General features: G+C 66.8%; 18 protein-coding genes and 1 riboswitch. Of the genes, 13 read left to right on the top strand and 5 right to left on the bottom strand.

What is annotated here, in order from left to right; genetic code table 11:
- Positions 1-2 precede the first annotated feature (2 nt).
- From AC1DIO_RS25420 to AC1DIO_RS25400, 5 genes are all read left to right on the top strand, one after another.
- On the top strand, positions 3-278 hold the full coding sequence (locus AC1DIO_RS25420) for a sarcosine oxidase subunit delta (RefSeq protein WP_441507516.1): 276 nt from the start codon (positions 3-5) through the stop codon (positions 276-278).
- Entirely contained in the window at positions 275-3,262 is a 2,988-nt protein-coding gene (locus AC1DIO_RS25415) for a sarcosine oxidase subunit alpha family protein (RefSeq protein WP_476854269.1), read from the top strand. The genes AC1DIO_RS25420 and AC1DIO_RS25415 overlap by 4 nt, the downstream gene beginning before the upstream one ends.
- On the top strand, positions 3,255-3,887 hold the full coding sequence (locus AC1DIO_RS25410) for a sarcosine oxidase subunit gamma (protein WP_441507514.1): 633 nt from the start codon (positions 3,255-3,257) through the stop codon (positions 3,885-3,887). The genes AC1DIO_RS25415 and AC1DIO_RS25410 overlap by 8 nt, the downstream gene beginning before the upstream one ends.
- Positions 3,888-3,970: 83 nt before the next feature.
- On the top strand, positions 3,971-4,834 hold the full coding sequence (gene purU, locus AC1DIO_RS25405) for a formyltetrahydrofolate deformylase (protein WP_441507513.1): 864 nt from the start codon (positions 3,971-3,973) through the stop codon (positions 4,832-4,834).
- A 168-nt stretch (positions 4,835-5,002) separates the two neighbouring features.
- Positions 5,003-5,521, top strand: a complete 519-nt coding sequence (locus tag AC1DIO_RS25400; protein WP_441507512.1) for a hypothetical protein — start codon at positions 5,003-5,005, stop codon at positions 5,519-5,521.
- A 10-nt stretch (positions 5,522-5,531) separates the two neighbouring features.
- Here the strand turns inward: AC1DIO_RS25400 and AC1DIO_RS25395 are convergent, their stop codons facing one another.
- Entirely contained in the window at positions 5,532-6,755 is a 1,224-nt protein-coding gene (locus tag AC1DIO_RS25395) for an MFS transporter (RefSeq protein ID WP_441507511.1), read from the bottom strand.
- A gap of 376 nt (positions 6,756-7,131) precedes the next feature.
- Between AC1DIO_RS25395 and exbB the strand changes: the two genes are divergently transcribed.
- From exbB to AC1DIO_RS25375, 4 genes are all read left to right on the top strand, one after another.
- Positions 7,132-8,175, top strand: a complete 1,044-nt coding sequence (exbB, locus tag AC1DIO_RS25390) for a tonB-system energizer ExbB (RefSeq protein ID WP_476776619.1) — start codon at positions 7,132-7,134, stop codon at positions 8,173-8,175.
- A gap of 3 nt (positions 8,176-8,178) precedes the next feature.
- Entirely contained in the window at positions 8,179-8,634 is a 456-nt protein-coding gene (gene exbD, locus AC1DIO_RS25385) for a TonB system transport protein ExbD (protein ID WP_441490341.1), read from the top strand.
- The gene (locus AC1DIO_RS25380; RefSeq protein ID WP_441507509.1) at positions 8,631-9,515 is read left to right on the top strand and encodes an energy transducer TonB family protein; all 885 of its coding nucleotides are present in this window, start codon (positions 8,631-8,633) and stop codon (positions 9,513-9,515) included. Before exbD ends, AC1DIO_RS25380 begins: the two co-directional genes overlap by 4 nt.
- Positions 9,516-9,700: 185 nt before the next feature.
- Positions 9,701-11,404: an ABC transporter ATP-binding protein gene (locus tag AC1DIO_RS25375; protein ID WP_441507508.1), complete on the top strand. Its 1,704-nt coding sequence runs from the start codon at positions 9,701-9,703 to the stop codon at positions 11,402-11,404.
- 92 nt (positions 11,405-11,496) lie between these two features.
- On the opposite strand, the gene AC1DIO_RS25370 is transcribed toward AC1DIO_RS25375, so the two are convergent.
- Together AC1DIO_RS25370 and cobD are read right to left on the bottom strand one after the other, a co-directional pair.
- A complete protein-coding gene (locus AC1DIO_RS25370; RefSeq protein ID WP_441507507.1) occupies positions 11,497-12,468 on the bottom strand; it encodes a D-2-hydroxyacid dehydrogenase in 972 nt (323 codons plus the stop codon).
- A 76-nt stretch (positions 12,469-12,544) separates the two neighbouring features.
- Positions 12,545-13,561 carry a threonine-phosphate decarboxylase CobD gene (gene cobD, locus AC1DIO_RS25365; RefSeq protein WP_441507506.1) on the bottom strand — a complete coding sequence of 339 codons (1,017 nt, stop codon included), beginning with the start codon at positions 13,559-13,561 and terminating at the stop codon, positions 12,545-12,547.
- An 11-nt stretch (positions 13,562-13,572) separates the two neighbouring features.
- Here cobD and cbiB point away from each other — a divergent pair, with 11 nt between their 5' ends.
- Positions 13,573-14,553 (top strand): adenosylcobinamide-phosphate synthase CbiB, encoded by a 981-nt coding sequence (gene cbiB / locus AC1DIO_RS25360; protein WP_476768309.1) that lies wholly within the window; start codon positions 13,573-13,575, stop codon positions 14,551-14,553.
- A 103-nt stretch (positions 14,554-14,656) separates the two neighbouring features.
- Here the strand turns inward: cbiB and cobO are convergent, their stop codons facing one another.
- Both cobO and cobU read right to left on the bottom strand, forming a co-directional pair.
- Positions 14,657-15,268 carry a cob(I)yrinic acid a,c-diamide adenosyltransferase gene (cobO, locus tag AC1DIO_RS25355; protein ID WP_441507504.1) on the bottom strand — a complete coding sequence of 204 codons (612 nt, stop codon included), beginning with the start codon at positions 15,266-15,268 and terminating at the stop codon, positions 14,657-14,659.
- A gap of 13 nt (positions 15,269-15,281) precedes the next feature.
- Positions 15,282-15,806, bottom strand: a complete 525-nt coding sequence (gene cobU, locus AC1DIO_RS25350; RefSeq protein WP_476854268.1) for a bifunctional adenosylcobinamide kinase/adenosylcobinamide-phosphate guanylyltransferase — start codon at positions 15,804-15,806, stop codon at positions 15,282-15,284.
- Between the two features lie 140 nt (positions 15,807-15,946).
- Positions 15,947-16,129, top strand: a riboswitch (cobalamin riboswitch).
- Between cobU and AC1DIO_RS25345 the strand changes: the two genes are divergently transcribed.
- The 3 genes from AC1DIO_RS25345 to AC1DIO_RS25335 all read left to right on the top strand — a co-directional run bounded on the left by AC1DIO_RS25345 (position 16,117) and on the right by AC1DIO_RS25335 (position 17,539).
- On the top strand, positions 16,117-16,347 hold the full coding sequence (locus AC1DIO_RS25345) for a CbtB domain-containing protein (protein WP_441507502.1): 231 nt from the start codon (positions 16,117-16,119) through the stop codon (positions 16,345-16,347). (Overlaps the previous riboswitch by 13 nt.)
- Positions 16,348-16,359: 12 nt before the next feature.
- A complete protein-coding gene (locus AC1DIO_RS25340) occupies positions 16,360-17,100 on the top strand; it encodes a CbtA family protein (protein ID WP_441507501.1) in 741 nt (246 codons plus the stop codon).
- A gap of 49 nt (positions 17,101-17,149) precedes the next feature.
- Positions 17,150-17,539 carry a DUF1636 family protein gene (locus AC1DIO_RS25335; protein WP_441490350.1) on the top strand — a complete coding sequence of 130 codons (390 nt, stop codon included), beginning with the start codon at positions 17,150-17,152 and terminating at the stop codon, positions 17,537-17,539.
- Positions 17,540-17,541: the final 2 nt, after the last annotated feature.

Genomic DNA, 17,541 nt, shown 5'->3' with positions numbered 1-17,541 from the left:
CCATGCGCATTACCTGTCCCCATTGCGGCGCCCGCGACGTCCAGGAATTCACCTATCTCGGTGACGCCAATCCGCAGCGCCCCGAGGGAATGGCAACGACGGAAGCGGCGATGCACGATTATGTCTATCAGCGCGACAACCCGGCCGGGCGGCATCGCGAGCTCTGGTATCACGGCGCCGGCTGCCATGCCTGGCTGGTCGTGACGCGCGACACGAGGACCCACGCCATCGAGACCGTCGAGACGGCCAGGGCGCGCGCCACGGGAGATAGGGCATGAGCGCGAAGCAGCCCTTCCGCCGCGGCGATGGCGGCCTGATCGACAGGGCGAACGTCGTCAGCTTCCGCTTCGACGGCCGTTCCCATCAGGGCTATGCCGGCGACACCCTTGCTGCCGCCCTTCTGGCCAATGGCGTGCGCCTCGTCGGCCGATCCTTCAAGTACCACCGGCCCCGCGGCATCCTTTCGGCAGGTCCAGAGGAGCCGAATGCACTCGTCGAACTGCGCGCCGGCGCGCGCCGCGAGCCCAATACGCGAGCGACCGTGGCCGAGCTCTATGACGGGCTCGAGGCGCAGAGCCAGAACCGCTGGCCGTCGCTCGATTTCGACATCCTGTCGATCAACTCGCTGCTCGCGCCGGCGCTGACCGCGGGCTTCTACTACAAGACCTTCATGTGGCCGGCGGCCTTCTGGGAAAAACTCTACGAGCCGCTGATCCGCCGCGCCGCCGGCCTTGGCCGCGCCGCCATGGAGGACGATCCCGACCATTACGAGAAAGCGTTCGCCTTTTGCGACGTCCTCGTCATTGGCGGTGGGCCGGCCGGGATCTCTGCCGCGCTGGCGGCCGGCCGCAGCGGCGCCCGCGTCATCCTGTGCGATGAGGATTTTCGACCGGGCGGCCGGCTGATCGCCGACAAGCGCGAGATCGACGCCCGCGCCGGCTCCGAATGGGTCGCCGACGCGCTGGCGGAACTCGCCAGCCTTCCCGATGTCCGGATCATGACACGCACGACAGTGTTTGGCGTCTATGATCACGGCATCTACGGCGCTGTCGAACGCGTCTGCGACCATCTGCCGGTGCCAGCCGCGTATCAGCCACGTCAGCGCTCCTGGCGCATCAGCGCCAAACGCGCGGTGCTGGCGGCTGGCGCGATCGAACGGCCTGTCGTCTTTGCCGGCAACGACACCCCCGGCGTCATGCTGGCAGGTGCGGTGCGGATCTATCTCAATCGCTACGCCGTACTGCCCGGGCGCGAGGCGGTGGTCTTCACGGCCGGCGACGATGGCTGGGCCACGGCCCGTGATCTGGCCGCTGCCGGCGCGAAGGTCGTAGCGATCGTCGATCCGCGTCCGCAGGTGGATTCGGCATTGGTCGCACTCGGAAACGCGATCGGCGCGCGCGCCTTCGCCGGCAGCGCGGTCAGCCGCGCCTCCGGCGGCAAGGCCCTCAAGCAGGTCACGATCCGCGACGCGTCCGGCCGCGAGACAAGCCTTGCCTGCGATCTGCTTGCCGTCTCGAATGGCTGGAACCCGACGCTGCACCTGACCTCGCATCAGAACACGCGGCCGATCTGGGACGAGGCGATCCAAGCCTTCGTGCCGGGCACGATGCCGGCCGGGCTCAGCGCCGCCGGCAGCGCTGCCGGGCATTTCAGCCTGGCGCAGGCACTGGCGGACGGCGCCCGCCTCGGCAGCGAAGCTGCGGCCGATTGCGGTTTCGCGGCGAAGCCGCTGGCCTCCGCAGCGAAGACCGATCCTGAAGCGGTCTCGGTTTCTCCGCTCTGGCGGGTCAAGGGCGGCAAGGGTAAGGCTTTCGTCGATTTCCAGAACGACGTGACCGATACCGATGTCGAGCTGGCGGCGCGCGAGGGGTTCCGACCGGTCGAACACCTGAAGCGTTACACCACGCTCGGGATGGCGACCGACCAGGGCAAGACCTCGAATATCTCCGGCCTCGCGATCATGGCCGAGCAAACGGGCAAGACCATTCCCGAGACGGGGACGACGATCTTCCGGCCGCCCTATACGCCGGTCGCCATCGGTGCGCTTGCCGGACACCATCGCGGCCCGGATTTCCGGCCGATGCGGCTGGCGCCCACCCATCAATGGTCGAAGGACCAGGGCGCCGTCTTCGTCGAGACCGGGCTGTGGCTGCGCGGGCAGTATTATCCGAAAGCAGGTGAGGACCACTGGCTGACCACCGTCAATCGCGAGGTGCTCGCCGTGCGCAATGGCGTCGGCATCTGCGACGTCTCGACCCTCGGCAAGATCGACATCCAGGGCGATGATGCCGCCGAGTTCCTGGAGCGGGTCTATATCAATGGCTGGAAGGCCTTGCCCGTAGGCAAGGCGCGCTATGGACTGATGCTGCGCGAAGACGGTTTCGTCATGGATGACGGCACGACCTCGCGCTTGGCCGAGACGCATTTCCTGATGACGACCACCACGGCGAACGCCGCCAAGGTGATGCAGCATCTCGAATTCTGCCATCAGGTGCTCTGGCCGACGCTCGATGTCCGCATGGTCTCAGTCTCGGAGCAGTGGGCGCAGGCCGCGGTTGCGGGACCGAAGGCCCGCGATGTTCTGCGCGGCGTCGTCGATGCGCAACACGATCTCTCGAACGAAGCTTGCCCCTATCTCGCGGCGCGCAGCGTCACGGTCGGTGGCAGCATCCCGGCGCGGCTGTTCCGGATCTCCTTCTCGGGCGAGCTCGCCTATGAGCTCGCCGTCCCGGCCGATCATGGCGATGCAATGATGCGTGCCCTTATGTCGGCAGGGGCGCCGTACGGTATCACGCCCTATGGCACCGAGGCGCTCGGTGTGATGCGCATCGAGAAGGGCCATGTCGCAGGCAACGAGCTCAACGGCCAGACCACGGCCCGCGATCTTGGCCTGGGCCGGATGATGTCCGCCAAGAAGGACTTTGTCGGTCGCGTCATGGCAAGGCGCGAAGCCCTGATCGAACCGGATCGTCCCGCCCTGGTCGGCTTCAGGCCGGTGGAAATCGGGCAACGACTGCGAGCCGGCGCGCATTTCATCGGCCTCGGCAAGCCTGCGGCGATGGAGCATGACGAGGGCTACATGACCTCGGTCGCCTATTCCCCGGTGCTGAAGCACTGGATCGGCCTCGGCTTCTTGAAGAATGGCCCGAAACGCATCGGCGAACGCATCCGCGCCGTCGACCCGGTGCGCAACGGCGATATCGTCCTCGAAATCTGCAATCCGGTCTTCGTCGATCCCGAAGGAGCGCGCCTCCATGGCTGACGCCGTGACAACTGCCTGGACGCCACGCGGCTCCTGGGCCGGCATTCTGGCCTCGGGCGCCTTTGGTGCCGCCGGGCAGCCCGGCATCACGATCGAGGCGCGCGACGGCCTCGGCATCGCCAGCCTGATTGCTGGGGAGGGTCGGGATGAGGTGCTCACGCAGGCGCTCCAGCGCCGCACCGGGCTCGGCCTGCCGGTGACGCCGCGCATCGTCTCCAGCACGAGCCACAGTCTGGTCTGGGCCGGCCCGGATCAGTGGCATCTGATCGCGACGGATCGGAACGGTTTCGATGAGCTGCTGCGCGATCTCGCGCCGCTCGCGGCCGTCTCCGACCAGTCCGACGGGCGGGCTGCGCTGCGGCTTTCCGGACCGAAGCTGCGCGAGACGTTGGCGAAGGGCTGCATGCTCGATCTGCACCCTTCCGTCTTCCCCGCCGGTGCCGCCGCCTTGACAAGCATCGCTTATATGGGTGTGCATCTCTGGCGGATCACTGACGATCCGGAATCCGGTGACGCCGTTTTCGAGATCATGGTCGCACGCAGCATGGCAGGCAGTTTCTGGTCCTGGCTTTCCGCCTCCGCGGCGGAGTTCGGCTGCAGGGTGACGGCAACGGGACGAGGTTGAGCGCAGCGCGTCGCGCGCCCTCCAACCCGAAACCCGTCCCATTGTCCCAGCGAAGGGCCGCCCCTCGAAGGGCGGCATCAGCCATGTCCGACCGCATTTCGATCCTCACCCTTTCCTGCCCCGACCGTCCCGGCATCGTCGCCGCCGTCTCGACGCTGCTGTTCGAGGCCGGCTGCAACATCCGAGACGCACAGCAGTTCGACGACACCGAAACGGGCCGCTTCTTCATGCGCGTCGTCTTCGAGCGCCTCGCCGAGAGCAGGTCGCACGCCGAGATCACGGAAGCCTTCGGGAAACTGTCCCGGCGCTTCGCCATGGATTTCACGCTGCGCGAGCAGCATGTGCGGAAGCGCGTGATGCTGCTGGTCTCAAAATTCGACCACTGCCTCGCCGACCTGCTCTATCGCTGGCGCATCGGCGAGCTGCCGATGGAGATCGCCGGCATCATCTCTAACCACGGTCGCGACAGCATCGCCTCGACCGATATCGGTGACCTGCCCTTCCATCATTTGCCGATCACCCGACAGACCAAGATGGAGCAGGAGGCCCAGATCTGGCAGCTCGTACAGGAGGCCCGGACCGATCTCGTCGTGCTTGCGCGCTATATGCAGGTCCTGTCGGACGGGCTCTCGGCCAAGCTGCTTGGTCGCTGCATCAATATCCATCATTCCTTCCTGCCCGGTTTCAAGGGCGCCAAGCCCTACCATCAGGCGCATGAGCGCGGCGTGAAGCTGATCGGCGCGACCGCCCATTACGTGACGCCCGATCTCGATGAGGGTCCGATCATCGAGCAGGATGTCGAGCGCATCTCGCATCGCGATACGCCCGACGCGCTGGTGCGCAAGGGCCGCGATATCGAGCGGCGGGTGCTGGCGCGCGCCGTGCTGCATCATCTCGAGGACCGCGTCGTTCTGAACGGCAAGAAGACGGTCGTCTTCACCGACTGAGGTCGCCGCGATCGGGGCGATCAACGCCCGGGTCGTCTCAATCGTTGCGACATCCCTGGCGACGGAACCGACGCCAGGGATGATGACAGCGGGTTTCCAGCCATCCGCGGCTGGGAGGCGCGGCATTTCTGCTTGCTGTTGCATCACGCGGGCGGCAAGGAAGGATCGATGGCATCGTCACCTCTCCATCGTCTGGCAGCCGCCATCGGCCGCGTTGCTGCGCTGCCGCTACGAGGCCTGATCTCGTTCCTGATCCTGTTCGACGAGCTCGCGCGCCCGCTCTACCGCCCGGCCATTCGCTGGCTGTCGGAACGGCGGTTCGTGGCACGCGCCGAGGCGGCGATCGCCCGCATGCCGCGCTTTGCGATCCTGGCGCTGCTGGCAGCGCCGTTCGCGGTCGTCGAGCCTCTCAAGCTCGTCAGCCTCATCGTGATCGCGCGCGGCCATGTGATCAGCGGCCTGATCATGCTCGGGCTGGCGTATCTGGCGAGCTTCGTGATCGTCGAGCGCATCTACAATGCCGGCCGAAAGAAGCTCCTCACCATCAGCTGGTTCGCGCGCGGAATGGCTGTCATCACCGATTTGCGTGCGCGCACGCTGGACTGGGTGAGGCGCAGTCCGATCCATGCCTTCATGCTGCGCACGCGCGACGCCGTCCGTTCATGGTGGCGCGCACGACGGATCTGATCCCTTCAGGTCAGGAGACCTTGCGCGCGAGCACGAACAAGGCCCCGGTGGCAAGCAAGGACAGCAACACCATGAGCCCCGCCGTTGGCATCAGGCCAGCCCGCTCGATCAAGACCGCACAGACAAGCGGCGCCGCCGCCTTGACCACCAGCCCCGGCGCCGAGAGCTTGCCAAGCATCGCGCCGTATCCCGCCGGGCCGAAAAGCTGGAGCGGCACGGTTCCACGCACGATCGAACTCAGTCCGACGCTGATCCCGTAGGCGATCGCAAAGAGACCGGCGAGCACTGCGGTCGTCTGGCCCGTCATCAGCAGGACGAAACCGAGCGGCATCATCGCCGCCGAAACCCATGCCGTGGTCATCGGCGAGAGAGAAGCGCCGAACAGCATCTCCGCCAGCCGCCCGGCGACCTGGGCAGGGCCGACCATGGCACCGATGCCGACCGCGACTGCAGCGCTCAGGCCTAGCCCCTGCAATATGCTCAGCAGATGCACCGACATGGCTGAAACGACGAAGCCCTGCAGCGAGAAGGCGAGAGCGAGCAGTACAAAGGCGAGCCGGCGCGCCTCGCCTTCGAGATAATCGGCATGGAGCAACGCCGGAACGCTCGCGGCATGCCCGCGCTCTGCGGCCCGTTTGACACGCCCTGGCAGCCCAAGGAGATGCAAGGGCACGCAGAGCCCCAGCTGTAGCAGGCCGTAGAACCGGTAGATCTCGCGCCAGTCGAACTGCGCGAGCAGCGCCGTCGTCAGGGGCCAGAAGATCGTCAAGGCAAAGCCACCGATCAGAGTGAGCTGGCTGATCGAGCGCCGCGCACCGGCACCGCGCGACTGCGTCAGTGCCGCAAAGGCGGCGTCGTAGAAGACCATGGTCGAAATCATGCCAAGGGCAATCATCGCCGCGAAATAGCTCGGGCCGCCGCGTGCCTCGGCGAGCGCCAGCAGTGCCAACCCGGCAAGGGCCGAACCGATCGTCATCACCAGCCGTGCTCCTCGACGGTCCACCTGCCGGCCGACGGCGGGAGCAACGACACCGCCGGCAAGAAGGCTCGCGGCGAACCCGGCATAGGTCCATTCAGGAGCCCATCCGAAGCTTGCGGTCATATTCCGGGCCAGCACCGCGAAGGTATAGTAGAGGCAGCCATAGCCGGCGACCTGTGTCACGCCGAGGGTGAGGATGAGGCCGAGTCCGCGCCCCGTCGAGGGCACCGGCAAGGGCGAAGGCAGGCTCGGCATCGAGATCAGGTCATCCGGCAGACGGCATCACGGGGTGCGACCGGATGACCATTCTTCGACTCGCGGCCGGAGACAACGCCATCCTGCGAATACCTGAGCAGACATCATCGGCATGGGCGAACGAACGACCGGTCGGCAGCGGCGACGCGATAAAGTGTTACGCCGGGCTGCGGCGCCCCTGACCGCGAACCGCCCAAACAATCGTTACAACTCGGCACAACCACAATCTTTATCTTTGACATTCGCGTTGTTAGTGGCCAGTAACGCGCCCATAGAAGTATTCATAGATTAGATTTTTTCTAAATTAATAGTACAACTATTGCCTACCCTCTTGAAATGAACCGCCCACCATTCTGACAGCAGAGAGCCAACCGGTATGAGTGCCCAGGACGAGCCCCGCCGCAGTACAGCCACGACCACCCTCGCTGGTCGGGCAAAACGCAGCGCAGCGGGCAGCCTGCTGTTGGCACTGTCCCTCACAATTGGCCCCGCAATCGGAACAAGCTTCGCGCAGGCGCCAGCAAGCGCGCCGACCACCCAGCAGCCGGCGCCCCCCCCAGCCGCGACGACCGCGCCTGCGACGCCGGCGCCGAACATGGCCGCAAGCCCGAGCGGCGCCCATGAACAGACGGCTGTTTCCCAGCAACTGCCGGCACCGCAAGCTCCCGCCCCGGTCGCCGCTGCTGCGCTTCCTCATGACCTTTCGCCCTGGGGCATGTTCATGGCGGCGGACATCGTCGTTAAGGCGGTGATGCTCGGGCTTGCCTTCGCATCGCTGGTGACCTGGACGATCTGGCTCGCCAAGAGCCTGGAGCTGATGGCTGCCAAGACCAGGGCGCGGCTGGCCGCACGCCGGCTGGACGAGGCGGACAGCCTCGAGATCGCCGCCGAGAGGATCTCTGCCGGCCATGCACGACGCAGCGTCGTCGCCGAGCTGGTTCAGGCCGCTCGCGATGAAGTCCGCCGTTCGGCTGATCTCTCGGATGACGGCATCAAGGAGCGCGTTGCGATCGCGTTGTCACGGCGCGAGGCGCGTGCCGGCCGGGATATGGCGAAGGGCACCGGCCTGCTCGCGACGATTGGTTCGACCGCCCCCTTTGTCGGCCTGTTCGGCACTGTCTGGGGCATCATGAACTCCTTCATCGGCATCTCGCAGTCGAAGACCACCAATCTCGCCGTGGTCGCGCCCGGCATCGCCGAAGCCCTGCTGGCGACTGCGATCGGCCTCGTCGCGGCGATCCCCGCAGTCATCATCTACAATGTCTTCTCGCGCTCGATCGCAGGCTACCGCGCCGTGCTGTCGGACGCCTCGGGCGACGTCCTGCGCCACCTCTCGCGCGACCTTGAGCGTGCGCGGCGTGCGGCGCAGCGTCCCGGCCGCTCGCTGCATGCGGTGCCGCCGCTGATGTCGGCGGAGTGAACGATGGCCGTTTCGCTCAAGGATCCGCAGGACGGCGATCTGGCTGAGGTCTCCGAGATCAACGTCACACCCTTCATCGACGTGATTCTCGTGCTGCTGATCATCTTCATGGTCGCAGCCCCGCTCTCCACCGTCGATGTCGCCGTCGATCTGCCCGTCTCCAACGCGCAGCCGCAGCCGCGGCCCGAGAAGCCCGTCTTCCTTACCGTGAAGGGCGATCTCTCGCTCGCGCTCGGCAACGACCCCGTCCCGCGCGAAGCGCTGCAGAGTGTCCTCGACCGGCAAACCAGCAGCGACCGTGAGCAGAGAGTCTTCCTGCGCGCCGACGGGACTGTCGCCTATCGCGAGCTGATGGATGTGATGAACCTCCTGCGCAATGCCGGCTATCTGAAGATCGCGCTGGTCGGGCTCGAGGATACGGGCCAGGCGGCCGCGCCGGTCGCGGGTGTGAAGCCATGAAGACCGGGTCTCTCGATGGCAGCGCATCACGACGCCTCTGGCCGGCGCTATTGCGCTGGAGTTCGGCTGGGCTCGTCGTGGTGGCGGCGCATGGCGGTATTGCCTGGCTGGCCTTGAGCTGGCGGCCGGGAGAGGCTGCGGCCGGCGCGCCCGAGCCTGCCGTGATGATCGAGCTTGCGGCGGTTTCCGTTGCGCCCGAGGCCCCCGCTGCCGACCTGCCCCTTGCCCCCCAGGCGACCGAGGCCGAGCCGCCCCCACCAACCCCGGAGCCTGTTCCCGAGCCGGTCAAGGAGCCAGAGCCGCCTCCGGAACCCGAGGTGATACCCGAGCCGGTCCATCTGCCCGAGCCTGAGATCAAGCTGCCCGAACTGCCGCAGCTGCCCGATGCTGCAGCCGTGCTCGCTCCCCCGCCTCCGCCTGCCCCCGAGAAGCCGAAGGTCGTCGAACGCAAGCCGACGCCGCCCAAGCCACGCATCGTGGAGCGCCGCAAGCCGGTCGAGCGCGAGAAGCCACGGGCCAAGGAAGCCGCCGCGCCCCCCGCCTCGGCCGCGCCCGCCGCTGCTCCTTCCTCCGCGCCAACCGGTTCCGCTGCATCGCCCTCCGCCTCGACGGCGTCATGGCGCGGCATGCTGATCGCCCATCTCAATCGCTACAAGCGCTTCCCGGGCGGCGCGCGTCCCGGCACGGTGCAGATTGCCTTCTCGATCGATCGGGGCGGGCGTGTCCTGTCCGCGCGACTCGCCGGTAGCTCCGGCGATGCCACGCTCGATGAGGAGGCCGTCAGCATGATCCGCAGGGCAAGCCCCGTCCCGGCGCCTCCTGCCGGCGTCGGCGGGGGCGGCACGATCTCGCTCGCGGTGCCGGTGCGTTACAATCGCTGACGTGGCCCATCTGGAGTGCGGCGGAGCTCCGGGCCCCGGCTTGGCGATGAGTGATCAGTGCCCGGCCATGCATCGCCGGCATTCCGCTCCGGCACGCCAGAGCCTATAGAAGGGGCCGGCCCCGTTCCGGCCTCTGGACCCGCGGATAATCGTGCGCGATCCGGATTTGAAAAGACATCGTCATCATGCTTCGCCGTTTCTTCGCCTATTACGCACCGCATCGCGGCCTCTTCCTGCTGGATTTTTCCTGCGCAGTGCTGTCGGGCCTGCTGGAGCTCGCCTTCCCGATCGCGGTGAAGTTCTTCATCGACTGGCTGCTGCCCGGCCAGAACTGGGGATTGATCCTCGCCTGCGCCGCCGCACTGCTGGTGATCTACCTGCTCAATAGCGGGCTGATGGCGATCGTGACCTATTGGGGCCACATGCTCGGCATCAATATCGAGACCGAGATGCGGCGGAAGGCGTTCGACCATCTGCAGAAGCTCTCCTTCAGCTTTTTCGACAACCAGAAGACCGGCCATCTCGTGGCCCGCCTCACCAAGGACCTCGAGGAGATCGGAGAGGTCGCGCATCACGGGCCCGAAGACCTGTTCATCGCGATGATGACCCTGTTCGGCGCCTTCGTGCTGATGTTCATGGTCAGCCCCGAGCTTGCGCTCGTCACTGCCGCGATCGTGCCGCTGACCGGCTGGCTGACCGGCCGCTATGGCGGGCGCATGACGCATAACTGGCAGCAGCTCTTCGGGCGGGTCGGCAGCTTCAACGCGCGAATCGAGGAGAATGTCGGCGGCATCCGCGTCGTCCAGGCCTTCGCCAACGAGGAGCACGAGCGGCGGCTCTTCGCCCGTGACAACCAGAACTACCGCCAGACCAAGCTCGATGCCTACCGCATCATGGCGGCTACCATCTCGCTGAGCTATCTCAGCATGCGGCTGACCCAGATGGTGGTGATGGTCGCCGGCAGCTATCTCGTCATCACCGGCAGCCTGAGCCAGGGCGGTTTCGTCGGATTCCTGCTGCTCATCGCCGTGTTCTTCCGACCGATCGAGAAGATCAATTCGGTGATCGAGACCTATCCGAAGGGCATTGCCGGCTTCCGGCGCTATACCGAGTTCCTCGACACCGAGCCTGATATCGCCGACCGACCGAATGCGGTGACTGCGCCGAGACTCTCGGGCGAAATCCGCTATGCGGGCGTTTCGTTCGCATATCAGACCGGCCGCCCCGTGCTCAGCGGCATCGACCTGCATATCAAGCCGGGCGAAACGATCGCGTTCGTCGGCCCGTCCGGGGCCGGCAAGACGACGATCTGCTCCCTGCTGCCGCGCTTCTACGAAGTCAGCGGCGGAAGCATCACCATCGACGGCATCGATATCCGCGACATGACGCTGGCCTCGCTGCGCGGGCAGATCGGCATCGTGCAGCAGGATGTCTTCCTCTTCGCCGGCACGATGCGCGAGAACATCGCCTATGGCCGGCTCGAGGCGAGCGAGGCCGAGATCGTCGAGGCCGCGCGGCGCGCGCGGCTCGACGAGGTCATCGCGGCGATGCCCGACGGGCTCGACACCATCATCGGCGAACGCGGGGTCAAGCTTTCGGGCGGGCAGAAGCAGCGCCTCGCCATCGCTCGCATCTTCCTGAGGAATCCGCCGATCCTGATCCTGGACGAGGCGACCTCGGCGCTGGACACGCAAACCGAGCGCGCCATTCAGCAATCGCTTGCGGATCTGTCGCAGGGCCGCACCACGCTGATGATCGCGCATCGTCTCGCGACCATCCGCGATGCCGACCGGATCGTGGTGGTGGATTCGACCGGGATCGCCGAGCAGGGCAGCCATGCCGACCTGGTCAAGGCCGACGGCATCTACCGCCGGCTGCACGAGGCGTAAGCGACCGCCCGGTCAGGTATCGGCCCGAAACCGGGAAGACCGATGCGATCACAGTCAGATCATGGGACCGGACTTCGTTCCGGTTCCATGATCTAAACGATCTGGTTGTGCAACTCCGCGTCGCCACGCGCCAGCCGGTCGAGATTGTCGAGGAGGATGTCGACGACGTTCGTCTCATAGGCGCGCGTCTCGCCGGCGCTGTGCGGGGTGACGATGACGTTCGGCTGCCCCCAGAAGGGCGAGGCCGGTGGGAGCGGCTCGTCATGGAAGCAGTCGAGTCCGGCGCCAGCCAGGCGCCCCGAACCCAGCGCCGCCAGCAGCGCCGCCTCGTCGACGACACGGCCACGCGCAACATTGATCAGGAGAGAGCCCGGACGCATGGCGGCCAGCGCCTCGCTGCCGATCAGTCCTTCGGTCTCGGGCGTCAGCGGGCAGGTCAACGCCACGATATCGGCCTCAGCCAGAACCGTGCCCAGCTTGTCCGTCGCCACAATCGCATCGATGCCTGATACGGGCCGCTCGCTGCGGCGCACACCAATGATGCGCAGACCGAAAGCCGCAGCCAACCTCGCCAAACGCAGGCCGATCCGTCCAAGGCCGACGATGACAAGCGTCTTGCCGCCGAGCTCGTCCTCGCGTCGGGCGCGATCACCGATCATCGGCCGCCAATGCTTTGCCATCTGGTTGTCGCGAGCGAGGTGGATCTGACGGGTAAGGCCCAGGATGAGCGCCATCGCGTGTTCGGCAACGGCGCGCTCATTGCCCCCCTGCGCACTGGTGAGGCGAATGCCGGCCGCGGCGAAGGCGGCCTTGTCGAACTGATCCGTGCCGGCGCTGATCGACTGGACGAAGCGCAGGCGCGGGCAGGCGGCGATCAGCTCGTTGCGCCAGAGTCCGGAGACGACGAGGACATCGGCTTCGGGCGCGCGCGCCTTGAGTTCATCGAGGCTGCGAACCTCAAAGCTCCTCGCGGCGCGCGCCCGCGCGGAGAACTCCGCTCCCAACTGGTAGGCGGCATGCGCGAAGCCGATCGTGAGTTCTCTTTCCTGCGGCCAAGGCTTCATTGCATTCCCCCGTGATGACAAAACCCAGCTTAATCATGCGAAACGGCTCCGTCCCGCCCTTCCATGCATGCGCCCCCTAGGCGGCATCAGGAGGCAGAAAGGATGCCAGAGCAGCGGCGAGCCTCTGCCAGGACGGCTCGTCGCCGGGCAAGCCAAGCCGTAGCCAGCTCGCATTGTTCTGAAAGCGGCGGACATAGATGCCGTCGCGGCCGAGATGGGCGAAGAGTGCCGGTGCGTCCGGCGTCGCCAACAGCCTGAACAGGGAGGTGCCGCCAACGATCACGCCTCGCGACGCCAGCAAGGCATCGAGGCGGGCGGCATCGCTGGCCCGGGCACCGGCGGCCGCCGCGAGCCAGTCCGTGTCACTGAGCGCCTGCGCCCCGATATGAAGCGCCGGCCCCGCGACGGCCCAGGGACCGAGCGCGGCACGCAAGGCCTCCGTCAGGCGCGCCTCGCCGATCGCGAAACCCAGACGCAAGCCGGCAAGCCCGTAAGTCTTGCCAAAGGAGCGCAGGATCAGCGTCGCCGGTGGCAGCTCGGGGATCAGGCTCGCCTCGGGCATGAAATCGATGAAGGCCTCGTCGATGACGAGCAACCCGCCTCGTCCGGCCAGGTCACGCGCAACCGCCGTGAGTTGCGCGCGCTCAATCACCCGCCCATCGGGATTGTTCGGGTTGACCAGCACGACCACGCCCGCATCGCCCGCCTCCGCGGGCGTTGCGCTCTCCCGCACGTCCATCCCCGCCTTGCGCCAGGCCACCGCATGTTCGGCATAGGTCGGGCCGATCACGACGACTGGCCCGGTGTTCGCAAGACACGGCAGCAGTTCGATCAGGATCTGAGTGCCGGGCGCCGCGACGATGCCGGCCGTCTCGGGCACCCGGTACGTCTCGCGTGCCGCAGCGAGCAATGCCGCCTCGTCCCGCACTCCCGGCAGGCGCTGCCAGAGGCTTAACGGCAGCGCAGGAACCGGATAGGGGATGGGATTGATCCCGGTCGAAAGATCGATCCATGGCTCGGGCGCCTCCGGGAACAGCGCCTTCGCCTGTGCCAGATCGCCGCCATGCCAGACCTTGCCTGCCGCCTCAGCCATTCCCGCCCCGCATGAGCCTGTCCGATTCCCTACCGCTCCTCGCCGCCGCCCTGATCATCGAGGCGGGATTCGGCTACCCCCAGGGCTTGTATGCGCTGATCGGCCATCCCGTCACCTGGATCGGTGCGCTGATCTCCCGGCTCGACCGGATGCTCAATCGCGAGCGCGCCTCCTTCATCGTGCGCAAGGCGGCCGGCGGCCTCGCCCTCGCGCTGCTGCTTGCCGCCACATTCGCCATCTCATGGGGGCTGACCCTGCTCTGCCGCGGCCTCGGCCCGCTGGGCTGGCTGCCCCTCGCGCTCGTCGCCTCCAGCCTCATCGCACAGCGCAGCCTGCACGAGCATGTCGCACGGGTCGCCGAAGGACTGGAGCGGGACGGGCTCAAAGGCGGACGCATCGCCGTTTCGATGATTGTCGGCCGCAACCCCGAAACCCTCGACGAAGCCGGAGTTTCCCGCGCCGCAATCGAAAGCCTTGCCGAGAATTTCTCGGACGGGATCGTCGCTCCGGCTTTCTGGCTCGGCGTCGGCGGCCTGCCGGGCGGCGCGCTCTACAAGGCGATCAATACCGCCGATTCGATGATCGGCCACAAGACACCGCGCCACCTCGCCTTCGGCTGGGCGGCGGCGCGTCTCGACGACCTCGTCAACCTTCCCGCCTCTCGCCTCACCGCGCTGCTGCTGACCGCAGCCGCCGCACTCGACAAAACGTCAGACCCCGCCAATGCGTGGCGAGCTGTCCGACGCGATGCCCGCCATCATCGTTCGCCCAATGCCGGTTGGCCGGAAGCCGCGATGGCAGGTGCGCTCGGCCTCCGGCTGGCGGGCCCGCGCGTCTATGGCGATGTCAGGGTCGACGACGGGTGGATGGGGGACGGCCGGGCCGAAGCGGAAGCGGCGGATATCCGGCGGGCGCTCGCTCTCTATCGGAGGGCGTGTCTGCTGCTGTGGGGGCTCGCCGTTGCGGGGGCCGTCACCGCGCTCGCCCTCTAGTTCATCGGACCGGGCATCGCATCGGGAACGACGATCTCACCTTCTGTGTTTGCTTCGACTTTCCCGAAAGCTGCGATCCACGTTTCGGGTCGATGCCCTGGCCTCAGAACTCGATCCCGGCCTGTGCCTTCACGCCCGCCGCGAAGTGATGCTTGACCACCGTCATCTCGGTGACGAGGTCTGCGACGGCGATCAACTCGGGCTTGGCATTGCGGCCGGTGACGACGATGTGCAGATCAGGGCGCCGGCTCGCCAATGTCTCGACCACCTCCGCCAGCGGCAGATAGTCGTAGCGCAGCGCGATATTGAGTTCGTCGAGCACGAGCAGGCGTATCTCCGGATCGTCCATCAACGCCTTGGCCTTGGCGAAGGCGCGCCCGGCGGCAGCGATGTCGCGGGCCTTGTCCTGCGTTTCCCAGGTGAAGCCTTCGCCCATCGTGTGCCAGACGATGCGATCGCCGAAGGCGTCGAGCGCCTTGCGTTCACCTGTCGCCCAGGCGCCCTTGATGAACTGCACCACCCCGACGCGCCAGTCATGGCCGAGAGCCCGCAGGATCAATCCGAAGGCGGCGGTCGACTTGCCCTTGCCTGGCCCCGTATTGACGATCAGGAGTCCCTTTTCGATCGTCTTGGCGGCGACCTCGGCATCCTGCACCGCCTTGCGCTTTTCCATCTTGGCCTTGTGGCGGGCGGCCTCGTCAGCATCGATCGTCATCGGAACCTCCTGCTCATTTCACCTGCATCGGCAGACCGGCGACCATGAAGATCACCCGGTCGGCCCGCGCCGCAAGCATCTGGTGCAACCGCCCCGCCTCGTCGCGGAACCGTCGGGCGAGCGCATTCTCGGGCACGATACCGAGCCCGACCTCGTTGGAAACCAGGACCACCGGGCCACGTGCCGAAACGCAGGCCTCGACCAGTTCCCGGCTTGCAGCCGCCACATCCTGCTCTGCCAGTATCACGTTGGTCAGCCAGAGCGTCAGGCAGTCCACCAGGGCAGGTTGCCCCGCGGGAACCGCGCGGATCGACTGCGCCAGGGCCAGCGGCGCATCGATGGTCATCCAATCCTGCGACCGGCGGGCGCGGTGCTCGGCAATCCGGGCGCGCATCTCATCGTCATAGGCCTGCGCCGTGGCGAGATAGATCCAGGGCGCCGGCACCATCTCGATCAGGGCCTCGGCATGGCGGCTCTTGCCGGAGCGGGCGCCGCCCAGAACGAGGGTAAGAGGGGAAAGGATCGCTGCCACTGCCAAAATCTCAACCCAGGGAAGATCAGCCTAAGGAACGGACCTGGCGAGCGAAGCGAAACAAGCCGGGACAGGCCATCAGAGATCACATCGCTTCACTGCGCTCGCAATCACGATCGCTGCATTGCACAGCACCGTGCAGATGGCTAATGATCATCCCCGACGGTGCCTCTGCAAGGAGGTGAAAAGGGAACGCGGTGCGATACCGCGGCTGCCCCCGCAACTGTAAGCGGCGAGTTTCGCGCCATCGGCCACTGGGATTGTCCCGGGAAGGCGGCGAGAGATCCGGACCCGCGAGCCAGGAGACCTGCCGTCGATGAGTGATGCAATCCAGCGGGCTGCCGGCGGGGTGGCCAAGGAGACCGAGATGACGACGAATACGGCTTCGATCACCACCCAGGCCAGCGCATCCGAGCGCGTCAAGGCTGTCGCAGCTGCCCTGGCACTCGGCGCAGCCCTGATCTTCACCGTCGGCTTCGCCCATTCGACCAGCGTTCACAACGCAGCCCACGACACGCGCCACACCCTCGCCTTTCCCTGCCACTGAGGGAAAGGCAACATGGTCAATCGTGTTCTCACGGTCAGTCTTCTGGCCGGGCTTCTTGCTGGGCTCCTGGTCGCAGCACTCCAGCATGTCACCACCACGCCGCTGATCCTCAAGGCGGAAACCTTTGAGACGGCGTTGCGCGCAGCCGAGCTTCAGCACGCCAGCTTCACCGGCGATGCCAGGATCGTCCTTGCCCATGGCGGCGCCGACGCAGCCGACCACGCCGAGTGGAAGCCACAGGACGGCTTGCAGCGCACGGCCTTCACCACCATCGTCACCATTGCGACCGCGATCGGCTTTGCCGCCCTGCTGCTCGGCGGCATGATCGCAGCGGGCGATGCCATCACTGAACGGACCGCACTGATCTGGGCGGCTTGCGGCTTCCTGGCCTTCGGCCTCGTGCCGGCGACCGGGCTCGCACCGGAATTGCCCGGCAGCGCGTCAGCCGAACTGCTCCACCGCCAGACCTGGTGGATCGCCACCGCGCTCGTCACCGCCGGCGGCCTCTGGGTCTTCCTGCGGACGGAGGCGAGCTGGCTGCGGGCACTTGCCGTGCTTGCCATGCTCGTCCCGCATCTGATCGGCGCACCACATCCCGCCGCCCCGGAGAGCAAGGTCCCGGCCGAAATCGCAGCGCATTTCGCCGCGCTCTCGCTCGCGCTCCAGGCTGCCCTCTGGCTCGCTACCGGCTTTGCCGTCGGCGTGCTCTGGCCCTGGGCGACGCGCCGTGCCGCAGCCCCGGCCAAGGCCTGACGCTGAGCGCGATCCCCCGGGATCGCGCCGGAAGCAAAGGAACCGGCCTATGCCCGAAGGCGATGTCACCATTTTCGTCTGCGTCGCCTGCCGGCGCGCGCGGGCGGACCTGCCGGAGGGTTACGACCAGCCCGGACTGGGTTTTGCCGAGGCGCTGCGCGAACGCATCGCGCGCGACGGCGGGACGCTTCCGGTCGAACCCGTCGACTGCCTCGCGGTCTGCAATCGCCCCTGCACCGTCGCCTTGGCGGCCGACGGCAAATGGACCTATCTGATCGGCGATCTCGACGCAGACACCCATATCGCCGAAATCGTTGACGCAGCTGCAAGCTTTGCAGCCAGCGCAAACGGTATCGTTCCCTGGAAAGAAAGACCCGCTTCGTTCCGCAAGGGCGTGGTCGCGCGCGTACCGCCTCTCCCGGCGCGCCAACAAGGATGAGA

Source organism: Allobosea sp. 05T439, assembly GCF_056396005.1.
This window is presented reverse-complemented; position numbering and strand designations above follow the sequence as displayed.